At 71.0% G+C, this 15829-nt stretch carries 20 protein-coding genes; 15 read left to right on the top strand and 5 right to left on the bottom strand.

The features are described from left to right. Positions 1–58 precede the first annotated feature (58 nt). Complete coding sequence (locus AB1285_RS01715) at positions 59–586, top strand: cysteine hydrolase family protein (protein WP_370428659.1); 528 nt, start codon at positions 59–61, stop codon at positions 584–586. A 303-nt stretch (positions 587–889) separates the two neighbouring features. On the opposite strand, the gene AB1285_RS01710 is transcribed toward AB1285_RS01715, so the two are convergent. After that, positions 890–1600 (bottom strand): MBL fold metallo-hydrolase, encoded by a 711-nt coding sequence (locus AB1285_RS01710; protein ID WP_187662342.1) that lies wholly within the window; start codon positions 1598–1600, stop codon positions 890–892. Positions 1601–1678: 78 nt separating this feature from the next. Between AB1285_RS01710 and AB1285_RS01705 the strand changes: the two genes are divergently transcribed. The 6 genes from AB1285_RS01705 to AB1285_RS01680 all read left to right on the top strand — a co-directional run bounded on the left by AB1285_RS01705 (position 1679) and on the right by AB1285_RS01680 (position 7659). Beyond that, positions 1679–2203, top strand: a complete 525-nt coding sequence (locus AB1285_RS01705; protein WP_370428610.1) for a TetR/AcrR family transcriptional regulator — start codon at positions 1679–1681, stop codon at positions 2201–2203. 51 nt (positions 2204–2254) lie between these two features. Next, the gene (locus tag AB1285_RS01700) at positions 2255–3304 is read left to right on the top strand and encodes an alpha/beta hydrolase (RefSeq protein WP_370428609.1); all 1050 of its coding nucleotides are present in this window, start codon (positions 2255–2257) and stop codon (positions 3302–3304) included. A 295-nt stretch (positions 3305–3599) separates the two neighbouring features. After that, on the top strand, positions 3600–4451 hold the full coding sequence (locus AB1285_RS01695; RefSeq protein ID WP_187662345.1) for a tryptophan 2,3-dioxygenase: 852 nt from the start codon (positions 3600–3602) through the stop codon (positions 4449–4451). Next, positions 4451–5470 (top strand): amidohydrolase family protein, encoded by a 1020-nt coding sequence (locus tag AB1285_RS01690; RefSeq protein WP_280564995.1) that lies wholly within the window; start codon positions 4451–4453, stop codon positions 5468–5470. The genes AB1285_RS01695 and AB1285_RS01690 overlap by 1 nt, the downstream gene beginning before the upstream one ends. 1 nt (position 5471) lies before the next feature. Further along, the gene (locus AB1285_RS01685) at positions 5472–6848 is read left to right on the top strand and encodes a kynureninase (RefSeq protein ID WP_370428608.1); all 1377 of its coding nucleotides are present in this window, start codon (positions 5472–5474) and stop codon (positions 6846–6848) included. Then, positions 6838–7659 (top strand): PaaX family transcriptional regulator, encoded by an 822-nt coding sequence (locus AB1285_RS01680; RefSeq protein ID WP_370428607.1) that lies wholly within the window; start codon positions 6838–6840, stop codon positions 7657–7659. The genes AB1285_RS01685 and AB1285_RS01680 overlap by 11 nt, the downstream gene beginning before the upstream one ends. Here AB1285_RS01680 and AB1285_RS01675 read toward each other — a convergent pair. Next, on the bottom strand, positions 7656–8150 hold the full coding sequence (locus AB1285_RS01675) for an FBP domain-containing protein (protein WP_187662349.1): 495 nt from the start codon (positions 8148–8150) through the stop codon (positions 7656–7658). The two genes, AB1285_RS01680 and AB1285_RS01675, sit on opposite strands and share 4 nt — an antisense overlap. A gap of 291 nt (positions 8151–8441) precedes the next feature. On the opposite strand from AB1285_RS01675, the gene AB1285_RS01670 reads away from it, so the two are divergent. Beyond that, a complete protein-coding gene (locus AB1285_RS01670) occupies positions 8442–8789 on the top strand; it encodes a hypothetical protein (RefSeq protein ID WP_268776623.1) in 348 nt (115 codons plus the stop codon). A gap of 21 nt (positions 8790–8810) precedes the next feature. Here the strand turns inward: AB1285_RS01670 and AB1285_RS01665 are convergent, their stop codons facing one another. Then, a complete protein-coding gene (locus AB1285_RS01665) occupies positions 8811–9212 on the bottom strand; it encodes a hypothetical protein (RefSeq protein ID WP_025102514.1) in 402 nt (133 codons plus the stop codon). Positions 9213–9401: 189 nt separating this feature from the next. Between AB1285_RS01665 and AB1285_RS01660 the strand changes: the two genes are divergently transcribed. Next, the gene (locus tag AB1285_RS01660; protein WP_101848342.1) at positions 9402–9608 is read left to right on the top strand and encodes a CsbD family protein; all 207 of its coding nucleotides are present in this window, start codon (positions 9402–9404) and stop codon (positions 9606–9608) included. Between the two features lie 69 nt (positions 9609–9677). Here the strand turns inward: AB1285_RS01660 and AB1285_RS01655 are convergent, their stop codons facing one another. Continuing rightward, positions 9678–9842, bottom strand: coding sequence for a hypothetical protein (locus AB1285_RS01655; RefSeq protein WP_164498167.1), 165 nt, complete (start codon positions 9840–9842; stop codon positions 9678–9680). A 121-nt stretch (positions 9843–9963) separates the two neighbouring features. Between AB1285_RS01655 and AB1285_RS01650 the strand changes: the two genes are divergently transcribed. The 6 genes from AB1285_RS01650 to AB1285_RS01625 all read left to right on the top strand — a co-directional run bounded on the left by AB1285_RS01650 (position 9964) and on the right by AB1285_RS01625 (position 14982). After that, positions 9964–10230, top strand: a complete 267-nt coding sequence (locus tag AB1285_RS01650) for a DUF7218 family protein (protein WP_187662351.1) — start codon at positions 9964–9966, stop codon at positions 10228–10230. Positions 10231–10235: 5 nt separating this feature from the next. After that, positions 10236–11312 (top strand): carboxylate-amine ligase, encoded by a 1077-nt coding sequence (locus tag AB1285_RS01645; protein WP_370428606.1) that lies wholly within the window; start codon positions 10236–10238, stop codon positions 11310–11312. A 39-nt stretch (positions 11313–11351) separates the two neighbouring features. Continuing rightward, complete coding sequence (locus AB1285_RS01640) at positions 11352–12758, top strand: MFS transporter (RefSeq protein WP_370428605.1); 1407 nt, start codon at positions 11352–11354, stop codon at positions 12756–12758. Between the two features lie 38 nt (positions 12759–12796). Further along, positions 12797–13624 (top strand): endo alpha-1,4 polygalactosaminidase, encoded by an 828-nt coding sequence (locus AB1285_RS01635; RefSeq protein WP_370428604.1) that lies wholly within the window; start codon positions 12797–12799, stop codon positions 13622–13624. 108 nt (positions 13625–13732) lie between these two features. Continuing rightward, the gene (locus AB1285_RS01630; protein ID WP_268776619.1) at positions 13733–14779 is read left to right on the top strand and encodes an iron-containing redox enzyme family protein; all 1047 of its coding nucleotides are present in this window, start codon (positions 13733–13735) and stop codon (positions 14777–14779) included. Then, a complete protein-coding gene (locus AB1285_RS01625; RefSeq protein ID WP_187662356.1) occupies positions 14776–14982 on the top strand; it encodes a CDGSH iron-sulfur domain-containing protein in 207 nt (68 codons plus the stop codon). Before AB1285_RS01630 ends, AB1285_RS01625 begins: the two co-directional genes overlap by 4 nt. 7 nt (positions 14983–14989) lie before the next feature. Here AB1285_RS01625 and AB1285_RS01620 read toward each other — a convergent pair whose 3' ends face one another. Next, a complete protein-coding gene (locus AB1285_RS01620; protein WP_370428603.1) occupies positions 14990–15769 on the bottom strand; it encodes a YggS family pyridoxal phosphate-dependent enzyme in 780 nt (259 codons plus the stop codon). Positions 15770–15829 lie beyond the last annotated feature (60 nt).

Genomic DNA, 15829 nt, shown 5'->3' with positions numbered 1-15829 from the left:
GGAGGCGGCAGGCTCAGGGGCCCCGGAGGCGGCAGGCCCAGGGAGCGAGAGCTGGCTCGTGGTGGTCGATCCGCAGGTGATCTTCGCGTCGCCCGACTCCGCCTGGGGCTCGCCGTTCTTCGCTGAGGCGATGGCGAACATCCGTCGGCTCGCGGAGGCCTTCGGCGAGCGCGTGCTCGTGACCCGGTGGCTTCCGACGGCCGACCGCTCCACCTCCTGGGGCGAGTACTTCGCGGCGTGGCCGTTCGCCGACCGGTCCGCCGACGACGCGCTCTATGCACTGGTCCCCGAGGCGGAAGGCCTGTCTCCTCATCCGACCGTCGACCTGCCCACGTTCGGCAAGTGGGGCCCGGAGCTCGAGGCGATCGTCGGGCACGGTGGCCGTATCGTGCTGGCGGGGGTGTCGACGGACTGCTGCGTCGTGTCCACCGCTCTCGCCGCCGCCGATGCCGGAGCACGGGTGACGCTCGCCGCCGACGCCTGCGCCGGCTCCACGGCCGAGAACCACGCCGCCGCCGTGCAGGTCATGAGGCTGTATCCCCCGCAGATCACCGTGACCGACACCGCCACCCTCCTCTCCCGCTGACCCTCTCCCCCTCCCCGCCCGTGCGGGACGGAAATCGCACCTCCGCGCGCCCCATCCGGCCCGTTTTCGATCCCGGCACGAGGTGCAGTCCGGCCGCGGGACGGATTCCACTCCTTGAGAGGGTCCATCGGGAACGGTTTCGATCCCGCGCGGAGTGTCCGTCGCGGGACGCGAAACGCACCTCCGCCGCGCGACTGCGGTGCGGTATCGATCCGGCACTGGGGTGTGGCGTTCGGGCGGGACGCGAAGCGCGCCTCGGCAGCCACGGGGAGGAGCGTTCTTGAGCTCGGCAGGGGCGGCGGGTCAGGCGTGGGCGCGGACCGCGGCGGCGATGTCGGCGGGAGTTCCGCGCCAGGGAGCACCATGACCGGGAAGGACCCACGCGGCGTCAAGTGCCGCGAGGCGGTCGAGCGAGGCCAGGGCTTCCGTGGGCTCGTCGGTGAACGGGGCGGGTTGCGCGCCCTCCTCCCCCGTGAGCACATGCCGCGTGGTCAGGGCATCGCCGACGAATACCGCGCCGACCGCCGGGACATGCACCGCGATGCTCCCCGGCGAGTGCCCCGGAAGCCCCACGACGACCGGAGCCCCGGGGAGGTCGAGCACATCACCGTCCGCGACCTCGGAGACCTCGGTGACGTGGCGCGTGCGGAGGGCGCTCTTGCGGAGACCGTAGGCGAGGAAGCCGAGCATCGGACCGGGCCGTGCAGGGCCCATCGGAGTCTTCGGCTTCTCCCCTGTACGCACGCGGTGAGCATCGGCGCCGTGGATGTAGACCGGAACGCCGGCCTCGCGGCGCAGCCGTTCCGCGAAACCGATGTGGTCGCTGTCGCCGTGGGTCAGCACGAGTCCGCGGATGTCGGACAGCGGTCGGCCGATCACGGCGAGCTCTCGCTGAAGGTCGTTCCAGTGCCCGGGCAACCCGGCGTCGACGAGGGTGATGCCCTCGGGCAGGTCGATGAGATACGAGGCGACGATGTCGTTGCCGAGGCGGTGGAGGTGGGGAGCGAGCTTCATGATGATCCTCTCGGGCGGTTGCGCTGGCTACGTTACGTAGCTATCATGGCTACTGTCAATAGCCATCGAGGAGGATCCATGCCCACCCCCGAACGCACATCGATCGATGCCATCGTCGCGGCCGGCCAGGAGATCCTCGAGGCCGACGGCCCTGCGGGACTCACGATGCAGGCGGTCGCGGAGCGCGTGGGCGTGCGTGCCCCCTCCCTCTACAAGCGCGTGCGGGATCGTGAGGCCTTGCGTGTCGCGGTCGCCACGGCCTCCGTCGATGCCCTCGCAACCCAGCTCGAGGCGGCGGGCGACGACCTCTCCGCCCTCGCCCGGACCTATCGCACCTTCGCCCACGCGCACCCGGAGGGCTTCCGCCTCATGTTCAACGCCGCGGTCTCCCACGAGACCCTGGAACGCTCCGCCGCCCCCGTCATCCGCGCCTGCACCACCGCGGTCGGCGAGGCGGACGCCCTCGACGCCGCACGCCTCTTCACCGCCTGGGCCACAGGATTCCTGCAGATGGAGCTGTCCGGGGCGTTCCGACTCGGCGGCGACGTCGACCGCGCATTCGACTACGGCCTCCGGCGCCTCATCGCGAGCCTCGCCGATTGACGACGCTGGTCATTCCCTGTCCACGACGGCGGATACTGGCACACTGAGGCCGTGGAAGACTCCCGCAGCACCGCCGGTACCGTGGCCGCGAAGACCGGCCGGTCGCCCTGGCGTCGCACGAAGATCGCCGTGGGCGTCCTCGCCGCGGTCGCCGTCGTCGCGATCATCGGGGCGCTCACGCCGTGGCCATCCGCGATGATCATCCGCTCGGTGTTCACGAAGGGCGGCGACGAGACCGCGGCGGAGATGACGAAGCACGTCCCGGACACGCCTCTCGACGAACGGAAGGACATCGCCTACGGGGATGCCGGCGCGGACACGACGATGGACGTCTTCCGCCCCGCCTCCGCCGACAGCGCGCTGCCGACTGTCGTGTGGATCCACGGAGGTGCCTGGATCTCGGGCTCGAAGGAGGACGTCGATCCCTACCTCCGCATCCTCGCCGCGGAGGGCTACACGACCATCGGCGTGAACTACACCCGCGGACCCGAGGGCGTGTACCCGCTCGCCGTCCACCAGCTCGACGAGGCCCTCGCCTACATCGACGCGCACGCGGCGGAACTCGGCGTCGACCCGCGTCGCATCGTGCTGGCGGGGGACTCCGCGGGCGCTCAGCTCGCCAGCCAGATGGCCACGCTCATCACGAATCCGGACTACGCCGAGATCCTCGGCATCCGCCCGTCGATCCGCGCCGACCAGCTCGTCGCGACCGTGCTGAACTGCGGCGTCTACGACCTCGCCGCACTGGCCGAGCTCGACGGAGTCCCGGGGTGGGGCTTCAAGTCGGCGATGTGGGCGTACTCCGGGACGAAGACCTGGGCGGAGGACTCGACCGGCGCCACGATGTCGACCGTGGACTGGGTCACCTCCGACTTCCCCGCGACGTACATCTCGGGCGGCAATGGCGACGGGCTCACCTGGCTCCAGTCGATCCCGATGGCGAAGCGGCTGCAGGAGCTCGGCGTCGATGTGACGCCGGTGTTCTGGCCCGCGCCGCACGAGCCCGCCCTCCCGCACGAGTACCAGTTCCACCTCGATCTGCCCGAGGCTCGGAAGGCCCTGGCGGACACCATCGCCTTCCTCGACGCGCACACCCGCTGACCCGGCCCCTTTCGTCCGGCGGGGCTGCCACGGTCGCACGATCCCGACACGACGGCACGACTCGTTCGGCCGGACGTCTGTTCATCCGTTCCCCGGTCGTGCAGGCGGACCTCGGCACGGGTGGAAACGGACCCGGGCACAGGTGCACGACCCGGGGACGGGTGCACGACCCGGGCACGGGTGCACGACCGAATCCGGGAGAAACCCGTGCCACTGGCGCCGGGTCGTGCAAGCGGGGCGGGATCTGGACATAACATGTCTGTGACGATCGGCACGGAAGTGATATGTTCGCGGGATGCACACGGAGAACGAACGCGCACTCGAGTCGGGGATCGTCACGGATCTCTCCGGGCGTATGACCTACGGCTCGTACCTCGCGCTCGACCAGCTCCTCACGGCACAGCATCCGGTGAGCGACCCGCAGCACCACGACGAGATGCTGTTCATCATCCAGCATCAGACGACGGAACTCTGGCTGAAGCAGCTGCTGCATGAGCTCAGCTCGGCGCGGGAGCTGCTCGCGGCGGACGACCTGCGCGAAGCCCTCAAGCGCATCGCCAGGGTCAAGCGGATCCAGGACGTGATGACGCAGCAGTGGTCGGTGCTCGCGACGCTGACCCCGACGGAGTACGCCCAGTTCCGCGGCGCCCTCGGCAACTCGTCCGGCTTCCAGTCGGTGCAGTACCGGGCCGTCGAGTTCGCGCTGGGCAACAAGAACGAGAAGATGCTGAGCGTCTTCCGCGACCACCCGGCGAATCTCGCGCTCCTCACGGCCGAGTGGGAGAAGCCCACGCTGTACGACGAGTTCCTCCGCTACGCCTCTCGCCGCGGCCTCCCGATCCCCCGCGAGATCCTGGACCGCGACGTGCGGGAGCCCTACCGCGAGACCCCGGACCTCGTACCTGCCATCCGTGCGATCTACCAGGACCCGCGCACCCACTGGGACCTCTACGAGGCCTGCGAGGACCTCGTCGATCTCGAGGACAACTTCCAGTTCTGGCGCTTCCGTCACCTCAAGACCGTGTCCCGCACCATCGGGATGAAGGTCGGCACCGGCGGGTCGAGCGGCGTCGGCTTCCTGCAGCGCGCCCTCGACCTGACCTTCTTCCCCGAGCTCTACACCGTCCGCACCGAGATCGGTTCCTGATGCTCACGGCGACGTTCTTCGACGGCGAGCGCTGGCGGGACGGCGTCGTCGGACTCGGCGAGGACGGGCGCCCCCGGCTCGGTGAGGAGACACCCGCGCCGGGGGGCCCGGTCCTCTCCGGCCGCATCGTCGGGGGCTTCACGGACCACCACGTGCACCTGCAGCTCGTCGACCACGCCCTCCTGGCCTCGTCCCGCCTCGGACGAGTGGTCGACCTCGGCGGCGATCCGTCCACGGTGGCGCGGATCGCCGTTCACAACTCAGGAGTTTCGACCGGCGGAGGCGCTTCCGAGGCGGTTCCGGGTGCTCCTGGGCCGGATTCTCCTGAGTTGCGAACCGTCGACTTCGCCGGCGCGTTCCTCACGCCTCCCGGTGGATACCCCTCGGACCGCGCCTGGGCGCCGGCGGGTTCGGTGCGGGAGATCGCCGACCCCGCGGCAGCGGCGACCGCGGTCGAGGAGATGGCAGCGGCCGGTGTCTCCTGCGTCAAGGTCGCGAGCAACAGCACCGCCGGCCCGGTCTTCTCCGACGCCCTCTTCCGCGCGATCGCCGACCTCGCCGCAGCCCGAGGCCTCCCGGTGATCGCCCATGCGGAGGGCTCCGGCGAAGCGCAGCGCGTCGTCCGCCTCGGAGCGACGCAGCTGGCCCACGCCCCGTTCTCCGAGCGCCTGGACGACGAGGAGATCGCGGAGCAGGCCGCCCGCATTTCCTGGATCAGCACCCTCGCCATCCACGACTCCCACGCGCGGGCCATCGCGATCGACAACGTCGCCCGCTTCCACGCCGCCGGCGGCATCGTCCGCTACGGCACCGACATGGGCAACGGCCCGACCCCCGTCGACCTGAACCCGGCTGAGGTCGCCGCCCTCCGCACCGCCGGCCTCGACGACGACGCCCTCCTCCGCGCCCTCGCGCCCGTCGACCCGCTCGATCCCCGCTCTCTCCTCCTCCTGCTGCCACCCGGATCCGCCGATCCTCTGGCCGCCCGCCCCCTCACCCCCGCCGACCTGAAGGTGTGACATGACCGACCGCTCCGCCGACACCGCCCTCCTCGATGCCGCCCGCGCCCTGGACGCGTCCGACCCCCTCGCGGCCCACCTCGACGCCTTCGTCGAGGCCCCGGGCGTCACGGCCTATCTCGACGGCAACTCGCTCGGCCGCCCGCTGCGCGACGTGCCGGAGAAGCTCGCCGCGTTCGTGCGCGAGGACTGGGGCACCCGCCTCATCCGCTCCTGGGACGAGCAGTGGATGGCGCTGCCGATGGAGCTCGGCGACCGCATCGGCGCCGTCGCCCTCGGGGCGGGTCCGGGACAGACGGTCGTCTCCGACTCCACGAGCGTCCTCATCTACAAGCTCATGCGGGGCGCCCTTCGACAGGCTCAGGGACCCACGGGCGCGGCTCAGGGACCCACGGGCGCGGCTCAGGGACCCACGGGCGCGGCTCAGGGACCGACGGGCGAGGCTCAGGGACCCACGGGCGCGGCTCAGGGACCCACGGGCGCGGCTCAGGGACCCACGGGGCGGACGGAGCTCGTGATCGAGGAGGGGAACTTCCCCACCGACCGGTTCCTCGCCGAAGGCGTCGCAGCGGAGATGGGGGCCACGCTGCGCTGGATCACGCCCGATCCGGTGCACGGCGTCACGATCGACGACGTCGCGGCCGTGGTCTCGGAGCGGACGGCGCTCGTCTCGCTCAGCCACGTCGACTACCGCTCTGGCGCCCTCGCCGACATGCCGGGCATCACCGCCGTCGTCCACGAGGCCGGGGCACTGATGATGTGGGACCTCTGCCACTCGGCGGGTGTCGTGCCGATGCAGCTCGACGACTGGGGCGTCGACATGGCGGTCGGCTGCACGTACAAGTACCTCAACGGCGGCCCGGGGTCGCCCGCGTTCGCCTACCTCCGCCACGACCTGCAGGGCGTGCTGCGGCAGCCGATCCAGGGCTGGTGGAGCGCCGCCGACATCTTCGCCATGGGCCCCGAGTACGTCCCGGCGGACGGCATCCGTCAGCTCCTCAGCGGCACGCCGCCGGTGACCTCGATGCTCGCGATGAAGGGCATGATCGACCTCATCGAACAGTCGGGGATCGACGGCGTGCGCGCGAAGTCGGAGTCGCTCACCGCGCTCGCGGTCCGGGCGTACGACGAGCTGCTCGCGCCCCTGGACGTCCGCCTGCTCAGCCCTCGCGACCCCGCGCTGCGCGGTGGACACATCACGATCGGCCACCCGGACTTCCGGGAGGTCACCCGGAGGCTCTGGGCCGACGGCGTCATCCCCGACTTCCGCTTCCCGGACGGGATCCGGCTCGGGCTGTCGCCGCTGAGCACGTCGCACGCCGAGACCGTCGCCGGGGTGCTCGCGGTGAGGGACGCACTGGAGTCCGGTGTCTCCTGACCCCGCGGCACCGGTGGTGCTCGATGACATCGACGCCCGCCCCGGCAGCACCGCCTCGCTCCTGCGCACCCTGATCGGCCTGTATCTGCGCCCGCTCGGCGGCTGGATCTCCGCTGCCGATCTCGTGGCGCTGGCCGGCGACCTCGGAATCCCGGCGGCTCCCGCCCGGACGGGCATCGCCCGTCTCAAGCAGAAGGGTCTGCTCATCCCCGAGCGCCGCGACGCGATCGGCTACCGCCTCAGCCCTGCGGCGGTGCCGATGCTGGAGCGGGGCGACCGCCGGATCTTCCGGATGCGGGAGATGACCGACGACGATCCGTGGTGTCTCGTGTCGTTCTCGATCCCGGAGAGCGCACGCAGCGTGCGCCATCAGCTGCGGCGCCGACTGCACTGGATCGGCGCCGGCGTCGTCTCCCCCGCCCTGTGGATCTGCCCCGGACATCTCCGGGAGGAAGCGGAGCAGATCCTCGACGAGCTGGATGCCCGCCGCTGGGCGACCCTGTTCGACGCGTCGGCCCCGGCCCCGGCGGGGACCCTGGCCGAGGCCGCCGCGGCGTGGTGGGACCTGGACGGGCTGCGCGCCGAGCACGAGTCCTTCCAGACATCGCTCGCGGCCCTGCCCGACGCGCCGTTCCCGGCCTACGTGCACCTCATCGACCGGTGGCGGGTGCTGCCCTACACGGATCCCGGGCTGCCCCCGGCGATGCTGCCGGCCGACTGGCCGGGCGGACGCAGCTTCGAGACGTTCGCCCGGCTGTCGGCGGCGTGGGAGGCACCCGCCCTCGCCCACGTGCGCGCCGTGACGGCCTAGAGGGTCAGACCGGCGACCTCGCGGACGAACCCGGTCACGTGCTCCTGCAGCCGCAGGATCCGCATCTCGCGCGCGAGCTCGCGGTCGTACCCCGGATAGGCCAGCGGCGGGAGCCTGCGCACCGCGACATTGCACCCGAACTCCGCACACGCCAGCACGCCGACGGTGTCGCCCTTGCGACCGGCGGCCCCGGCGCGGCGGGCGACGTACAGCTGCACGTCGTTGCGGAGCGTCACGTCCTCGCACCAGGAGCACTGCGCGCGGGCGAGCACGCGCTGCTCGGCGCGCTGCAGCACGACGCCGACCGGCTCGTCGTCGATCCACGTGACGACGTAGGAGCGACGAGGCAGCTTCGGGTCGACCCAGCCGAGGTAGTCGAGCCGGTCGAAGTCCGTCTCGGCGAAGCCGGGCGGCAGGGTGATGTCGGAGATCTCCTTGCGAGAGGCGTTGCGGAAGGAGGCGCGCAGAGCGCGCTCGTCGATGGGACGCATGGGGGAAGAGCTTTCGGTGTGATCGCCGGAACGGCGAGACGGATCGGAGGATCACCCGGACGGTACCGGGGTACGACGCAGCACCGGGGACGGGGTTCCGCCTCCGGCCGGTCCTCAGCCTCTGCCTGCGGCGCTGAACGCGCCTGCAGCTCCGCTCCGCGCCCCGAGGGCGCTCATCGACGACAGCACCCGGCGAGCCTACACCCGTTTGTTTCGTCGCGTGTCGGGGGCGCTGCGGGATCCCGACCCGGTCGACGTACTCTGGCGGGACGCCGATCCGAAGGAGTCCCCGTGTCCACGCCGCTGCACCGCCGTCCGCCCCTCGAGGTGCGTGAGCGTGCGACGTGCATGTGCGGGAACGGCGGCCGCTGCTCGTCGTCGGCACCCGGCCACGCCCTGCACCTGATCCAGGAGCGCCTCGCGGCGGCGACTCCGGCAGGGTGGGCGGACGCGTTCGTGATCGCGGCGGATCCGGTCGCCGGAGACCTCGTCGTCCGCACGCTCGACGGCACCACGCACACGCTGTGGAACGGCTCCGGCGCCGCGCTGGAGGCCGCGATCGGCAGCCCGGTCGCCCTCCACCTCGACTACGCCGTCCTCGCCGTCGGGCGCACCCGCTTCAACGTCGCCGTCGTGTGACGATGCCCTGATCCCCTCGGGTCAGGCGCTCGCCATCATCATGTCGCGGACCGCCATGCAGGCGTTCATGCAGGCCTGACACGCCTGAGCGCAGAGCCGGCAGACGTCGCTGTGATCGGCGTGCTGCATGCACTCGTCCATGCACATCTGGCACATCGCGATGCAGGCGTCCAGCATCGCCATCATCGTGGCCGGCGTCATCCCCTGCATGCGGAGCATCGACCGCATCATCGTGTGACACATGTCCGCGCAGTTCATGCAGGCCGGAGCGCAGTCCATCTCCTGGGTCGCGCACACGGTGCAGGCCTGCTCGCAGGCGGCGCAGGCATCCATGCAGGCCTGCAGCACCGACATGTCCATCATCGCCATGTCCGGCATCGACTCCATGTTCTTGGACATGGCACCCATCATCATCGCGTCCATCGCACACCGCTCCCTTCGTCGAGGACGACGGGCAGGACACCCGCCTGGCGCCAGGCTAACCCCTGCGGACGGGAGTCGATGGTCGCGGGACGCTGACACGCCGCTGCGCGAATGTCAATCCCGTGGACGGTGCGGAGGGCCGGTGGGAGGCTCGAAGAGCAATCGATCCGTCAAGGAGAGGAGCCTCTTATGAGTGGCGCAGATGACATGAAGAACTCCGCCGAGAAGCTGGGTGGCAAGGCCAAGGAAGGCTTCGGCAAGCTGACCGACAACGAGAAGCTCGAGGCCGAAGGCCAGGCGGATCAGGTGAAGGCCGACGCGAAGCAGGCCGGCGAGAACGTCAAGGACGCCGCGGGCAAGGCCGGCGACAGCGTCAAGGACGCGTTCAACCGCTGATCCCCCACCCGCTGAACCCATGAAGAGGGGGAGGCTCGCCGATGGCGAGCCTCCCCCTCCGCACTCGGGTCAGACCTTGCGGCTGCCGGTGATCGCTCGGATCAGCCAGGCGATCACGGCGATGGCCAGGAGCACCAGACCGACCCACAGCAGGAACTGGAGCGACTGCACCAGTCCTCCGGTGATCGCGAGGATCACGGCGATGACGATGACGATGATCAGGAGGATGTTCATCGGTCTTTCCCTTCTCTGGGGGCGCGGGCGCCCGACTGCGGTGACACCACGCTAGACCCGAACCACACCCTCCCTGGAGGGGGTTGACTTCGACCCTCTCGATGCGCGAAGGAGCAGAGCAATGCCAGGACGACGCAACAATTCCCTGAAGGATCCGGAACTGTACGAGGAACTCCGCGACGACGGCGCTTCGAAGGAGAAGGCCGCCCGTATCTCGAACGCCGCCGCACGCGACGGCCGCAGCTCGGTCGGTCGGCGCGGCGGGGAGCACGGGGACTACGAGGACTGGACCGTCCCCGAGCTGCGGAAGCGCGCGAAGGAACTGGGCCTCACGGGCTACAGCGGCAAGCGCAAGGCCGAGCTCATCTCCGAACTGCGAAACCACTGACCCGGATGACGCGCTTCGGGATCGAGGAGGAGTTCCTCCTGCTCGATGAGGATTCGCTCGTCCCCGTCGCCCTCAGCGGTGACATCCTGGAGCGCATCGGCGGCGAGGTCGCCGCCGGACGCGTGACCACCGAGTACCTGGCCTCACAGCTCGAGGCCCTCACCGATCCGGTGCGGACCGGAGCCGAGGCCCTGCAGCAACTGACGACACTGCGGGCTGCCATCGGCGCGGAGGCCCGCGCGCGGCGCGCGATCGCGGCGCCGACCGGCTCGCCGTTCACCACTCTCCGCTCTCCCCGGCTCTCGCCGTCGGCGCACTACGACGACGTCGCCCGGCGCCTGGCGCACCTCACCCGCGAACACGAGGTGAACGGGCTGCACGTGCACGTCGAGGTCCCGGACGAGGAGGAGCGGGTCCGTGCGCTGAATCGACTCCGCGCGTGGCTGCCCCTGCTGCTCGCCCTCAGTACGAACAGTCCGTTCGGCAACGGCATCGACACCGGCTTCGCGAGCTGGCGGAGCATGCTCATCCGCCGGCTCCCCTCGTCGTGGTGCCCGCCCCGGTTCGCCGATGTCGACGCCTACCGCACGCGCGTGGACCAGCTCCTCGATCTCGGGACCATCGGGGAGGCGACCTCCCTCTCCTGGGCGGTGCGCCTGTCCGAGCGCTACCCGACGGTCGAGGCGCGCGTCGCGGACACGCAGCTCACCGCGGAGGACGCCGTTCTCTCCGCGCTGCTGACCCGCGGCATCGCCCTGTCGTCCGCGCAGCGGATCGTCGCCGACGAGACGGAGACGATCGACGCGTCGATCTGGATGGCGTCGAGAGCGGGGATGACGGCCCGCATCCTGGATCCGCTCACGGGCGAGGTCGCCCCGGCCTGGACCGTGGCCGAGCACCTGCTCGACGACATCGGCCCGGTGCTGGACGAGCAGGGCGATGCGGACACCGTGCGAGCGGGACTCGCCCGGATGCGGGCGGACGGCACCGGCGCGGCGCGGCAGCGCGCGGCGCACGGACGGGACGGCCTCCCCGCACTCCGACGGCTGCTGGCGGAAGGTACCGGGACATCGGCTGACTGACCGGCCCCTCGCGTCCGACCCCGGGAGTAGGGTCGGCCTGTGTCATCCTTCGCCCCGCTCCAGCGGCTCGTCATCGCGATCGCCGTGCTGGCCTCGTTCGTCACGTTCCTCGACGGAACGGTGGTGAACGTCGCGCTTCCCGCCATCAGTGAAGAGCTGGGCGGCGGGATCACCACGCAGCAGTGGGTGGTCGACGCGTACCTCATCACCCTCAGCGCGCTGATCCTGCTCGCCGGGTCCCTGTCCGACGCCTACGGCCGGGTCCTGGTGATGCGGATCGGGCTCATCGCCTTCGGCATCGCGTCGGTCGCGGTCGCCGCAGCGATCGATCCGCTCATGCTCATCGTGGCCCGCGGAGCGCAGGGAGCGGCCGGCGCCCTCCTCGTCCCGAGCTCCCTCGCCCTCATCACCGCGACCATGCGCGGCGACCTGCAGGCGAGGGCCATCGGCGTCTGGACCGCCTTCACCACGGCGGCCCAACTGGTCGGCCCCCTCCTCGGCGGGCTCTTCGTCGACTTCCTCTCCTGGCGCTTCGTGTTCCTCATCAACGTCCTCCCCATCGGAGTGACGCTGCTGCTGCTCGCCCGCCTGCACCTGCCGGAGCACCCTCGGGGCGTCCGGGTGGACTGGTGGAGCGGAGCACTGTGCGCGCTGGGCCTGGGCGCCATCGTCTTCGCCCTCATCGAGCAGCCGAACCTCGGGTGGGCCTCCCCCGCGATCTGGATCCCCGCCGTGGTCGGGGCCGCGCTCTTCGCCGTCTTCCTGTGGCGGCAGAGCCGCTCGGCCACGCCGCTCATGCCGCTCTGGCTGTTCCGGGTGCGCGACTTCGGGTGGGGCAACCTCGCCACGCTCTTCGTCTACGCCGCGCTCTCGCTCAACGGCTTCGTCGTCGGCGTCTACCTCCAGCAGGGGGCGGGACTCAGCGCGACGGCGGCGGGACTCGCGAGCCTGCCGATGACGATCCTGATGATCCTGCTGAGCTCCCGCGCCGGCGGGTGGGCGGGGCGCTGGGGCCCGCGCATCTTCATGACCGTCGGGCCGCTGATCATGGCCGTCGGAGCGCTGATGCTGCTGACCGTGAACACCGCCTTCGACTACTGGGCGCAGGTGCTCCCGGCCATGATCGTGATGGGGCTGGGCCTGTCGCTCACCGTCGCCCCACTGACGGCCGCGATCCTCGGGGCCATCGACGAGAACCACTCCGGCATCGCCTCCGCCGTGAACAACGCCGTCTCCCGCGTCGCGGGGCTGCTGGTCGTCGCGATGCTGTCGACCATCGTCGGCGGCTCCCTCGACCTCGACGGGTTCCACAACGCCGCCTGGGTCACCGCGGCGCTCCTCGTGCTCGGCGGCGTCGTGTCGTGGATCGGGATCCGCCGGAACCCCTCGGAGGCGGCGGCGCCGCCGGTCGACGCCCCCGCGCAGCCGACGCCTCAGCCGCGATGACCGCGCCGCGCTCTCGACGCGGTCGAAGAACGGCACGCGTGTCCCTGGCGCCGGCGGCGTGCGTCGCGATGGGAATCCTCGCTCTCGCCGGCTGCGCCGCCCCGACCGCCCTCCCTGCGGAGGGAACGGGGTCATCGGCCGGCGTCGTGCTTCCTCCGGCCGGAGCCCTTCCGGACTACCAGCTCGGCGGCGCGTACGATCCGGCCGAGGGCGTGGGCATCGTCGGGCGAGACCGCAGCGCGGAGCCGGTCGCGGGACTCTACTCCGTCTGCTACGTCAACGGATTCCAGACCCAGCCGGGCGAGCTCGCCGAGTGGCCCGACGACCTTCTCCTGCATGACGGTGACGATGTGGTCTTCGACCCGGAGTGGCCCGACGAGGCCCTTCTGGATACCGGCAGCGCAGCGCAGCGGTCCCGCATCGCGGAGATCGTGATCCCCTGGATCGAGGGCTGCGCGGACTCCGGCTTCCAGGCGGTCGAGTTCGACAACCTCGACTCCTTCTCACGCTCGCTCGGCCTCCTGACTCTGGACCACAACCTCGCGCTCGCAGAGCTCCTCGTCGACGCGGCGCACGGCGTCGGGCTCGCCGCCGGACAGAAGAACGCGGCCGAGCATGCGGAGGCCCTGAAGGAGCGCGCGGGCTTCGACTTCGCCGTGACGGAGGACTGCGCCGCGTACGCCGAGTGCGGCGCATACACCGCGGTCTACGGGCCGCACGTGATCGACATCGAGTACACCGACCAGCTCCCGCGGTCGTTCGCGGAGCTGTGCGCCGACCCGGACGCCCCGGCATCCCTGGTGCTCCGCGATCGCGACCTCGTCACGCCGGACGACGAGGAGTACGTCTTCGCCGGGTGCCCCTGACGATCGACGGAGGCGCTTGCCTGCCGAGCGCCTCGGCGTCAAGTCCCTGGTGGCCCCCGTTCGCGCGGACGAGGATATCGGTGATCGACTCGATGGGAGCCCCTCCTCATGACCGTTTCCACCCTCGACCCCGATACCGCCGTCGCCTTCTCGCCGCGCGGTCCTCTGTCGGGCGCCGTCCTCGACGTCCTCACCGGTCGCGGCGAGGACGCCGCCGCCCTGCCCGACCTCGCCACCACAGCCGTCGCTGAGAGCAGCGATGTGGTCCGGGACGACGACATCCAGCTCGCCCTCTTCGTCCTCTATGCGTCCTCGTACGGCTCGCTGCCGCAGCTCGATGCGGCGCTGGAGTGGGAGGCCGGGGTGGTCACCGCGCGCCGGATCCTCGAGGACGCCTTCGAGGCCGCACTGCGCGAGACCGTGCCCGTGCCCGAGCTTCCGGAGCCGACAGTCGACGCCGTGGGGCGCGCCCTGTTCGCCCTCGCCGCTGCGGACACGGGCCCCAGCCTGTCGCGGCACATCGCCAGGAAGGCCACCCGCGAGCAGGCCGAGGAGTCGCTGATCCTCCGTTCCGTGTACACGCTGCGGGAGGCCGATCCGCACTCCTGGGCGATCCCACGGCTGACCGGCCGCCCCAAGGCGGCGCTGGTGGAGATCCAGTCGGACGAGTACGGCGGCGGCCGACCGCAGCGGGTGCACGCGGAGCTCTACGCCCGCGCCCTTCGCGCCGCCGGACTCGACGACACATACGGCGCCTACGTCGACGACGCCCCCGCGATCACGCTCGCCTCGCACAACATGATGAGCCTGTTCGGCCTCAACCGCCGCCTCGTGGGCGCAATCGTGGGTCACCTCGCCGCCTACGAGATGACCTCGTCGATCCCGTGCCGCTTCTACGCCGACGGCCTGCACCGGCTGGGGTTCGCCGACGATGTCGCCGCATACTTCGAGGAGCACGTGGAGGCCGACGCGGTGCACGAGCAGATCGCGGCCCGCGACCTCGCGGGCAGCCTCGCCGAGGACCGTCCGGAGCTGCTCGCAGACATCCTGTTCGGCGCGGCCGCGTGCCTCACGGTCGACGGCTGGGCTGGTGCGCACACCCTCGACGCGTGGACCGAGGGCCGCTCGGCGCTGCGGGAGAGGACGACGGCATGACCGCCCGGGACGAGCCGGTCACCGTCACGGCGTACCCGGACGGCCCCCTCCTGGTGCGCGGAGAGATCGAGTTGCACGCGAGCGACGGCACGGTGATCGACCCGCGTCGACGCACGGTGGCCCTGTGCCGCTGCGGGCTCTCCGCGCTGAAGCCGTTCTGCGACGGCACACACAAGGCGGCCGGTTTCCGCACCGAGGACTGAGCGGGCGTCAGCCCTCCGGCCAGTAGTGACTGTCCGGGACGGCGCGCGCACCGAAGATCGCCTGCCCGACCCGCACGCACGTCGCGCCCTCCTCGACGGCGATCTCGTAATCCCCGGACATACCCATCGACAGGGCGCCGTCGCCGATGAGTTCGGGGTTCTCCTCACGTGCTCTGTCACGGAGGGTCCGCAGCATCGCGAAGCATTCCCGCACCCGGGCATCGTCCGGTGTGAGCAGCGCCAGCGTCATCAGGCCGCGCACACGGAGAGCACAGTACGAGGGCAACGCCTTCAGGAAGTCGAGAAGCTCCTCCGGCGGCATCCCGAACTTCGAATCCTCGGCCGAGGTGTTCACCTGCACGTACACGTCGAGGCTGCGCCCCGCGGCCTGCAGGCGCCGGTCGAGAGCCTCGGCGACCCGCAGCCGGTCGAGCGCCTGGAACTCGGCGGCGAAGGAGGCGACATCCCTGGCCTTGTTCGTCTGCAGGTGGCCGATGACCACCCAGTCCACATCGAGGTCGGCAGTCTCCCGGTGCTTGCGCACGGCTTCCTGCACCTTGTTCTCGCCGAGTCGGCACAGCCCGGCGTCGATGGCCACCCGCACCCGATCGGTCGGCACCGTCTTGCTCACCGGGAGCAGGTGCACCTCACCGGGGTCGCGTCCTGCGCGCTCCGCGGCGGCGTCGATGCGGGCGCGGACGTCGGCGACGTTGGCGCGGAAGTCCGCGGCGGTGAAGGCCGTCGGGTAGCGCTCGGCGCTCTCCCCCACACGCTCGATCTTTGACATAGGTCAAAATCTAACATAGCTTCGACACCACGTCGCGTACCCGCCGACACCCCCTTCACG

The sequence above is a fragment of the Microbacterium sp. NRRL B-14842 genome (assembly GCF_050470785.1).
This window is presented reverse-complemented; position numbering and strand designations above follow the sequence as displayed.

Bases quoted from the DNA above. Each gene is read 5' to 3' on its own strand.
- AB1285_RS01685 (WP_370428608.1), top strand. From the start codon at position 5,472: ATGACCGACCGCTCCGCCGACACCGCCCTCCTCGATGCCGCCCGCGCC.
- AB1285_RS01695 (WP_187662345.1), top strand. From the start codon at position 3,600: ATGCACACGGAGAACGAACGCGCACTCGAGTCGGGGATCGTCACGGAT.
- AB1285_RS01705 (WP_370428610.1), top strand. From the start codon at position 1,679: ATGCCCACCCCCGAACGCACATCGATCGATGCCATCGTCGCGGCCGGC.
- AB1285_RS01630 (WP_268776619.1), top strand. From the start codon at position 13,733: ATGACCGTTTCCACCCTCGACCCCGATACCGCCGTCGCCTTCTCGCCG.
- AB1285_RS01660 (WP_101848342.1), top strand. From the start codon at position 9,402: ATGAGTGGCGCAGATGACATGAAGAACTCCGCCGAGAAGCTGGGTGGC.
- AB1285_RS01675 (WP_187662349.1), bottom strand. From the start codon at position 8,150: ATGCGTCCCATCGACGAGCGCGCTCTGCGCGCCTCCTTCCGCAACGCC.
- AB1285_RS01710 (WP_187662342.1), bottom strand. From the start codon at position 1,600: ATGAAGCTCGCTCCCCACCTCCACCGCCTCGGCAACGACATCGTCGCC.
- AB1285_RS01645 (WP_370428606.1), top strand. From the start codon at position 10,236: ATGACGCGCTTCGGGATCGAGGAGGAGTTCCTCCTGCTCGATGAGGAT.
- AB1285_RS01625 (WP_187662356.1), top strand. From the start codon at position 14,776: ATGACCGCCCGGGACGAGCCGGTCACCGTCACGGCGTACCCGGACGGC.
- AB1285_RS01650 (WP_187662351.1), top strand. From the start codon at position 9,964: ATGCCAGGACGACGCAACAATTCCCTGAAGGATCCGGAACTGTACGAG.
- AB1285_RS01620 (WP_370428603.1), bottom strand. From the start codon at position 15,769: ATGTCAAAGATCGAGCGTGTGGGGGAGAGCGCCGAGCGCTACCCGACG.
- AB1285_RS01690 (WP_280564995.1), top strand. From the start codon at position 4,451: ATGCTCACGGCGACGTTCTTCGACGGCGAGCGCTGGCGGGACGGCGTC.
- AB1285_RS01665 (WP_025102514.1), bottom strand. From the start codon at position 9,212: ATGGACGCGATGATGATGGGTGCCATGTCCAAGAACATGGAGTCGATG.
- AB1285_RS01655 (WP_164498167.1), bottom strand. From the start codon at position 9,842: ATGAACATCCTCCTGATCATCGTCATCGTCATCGCCGTGATCCTCGCG.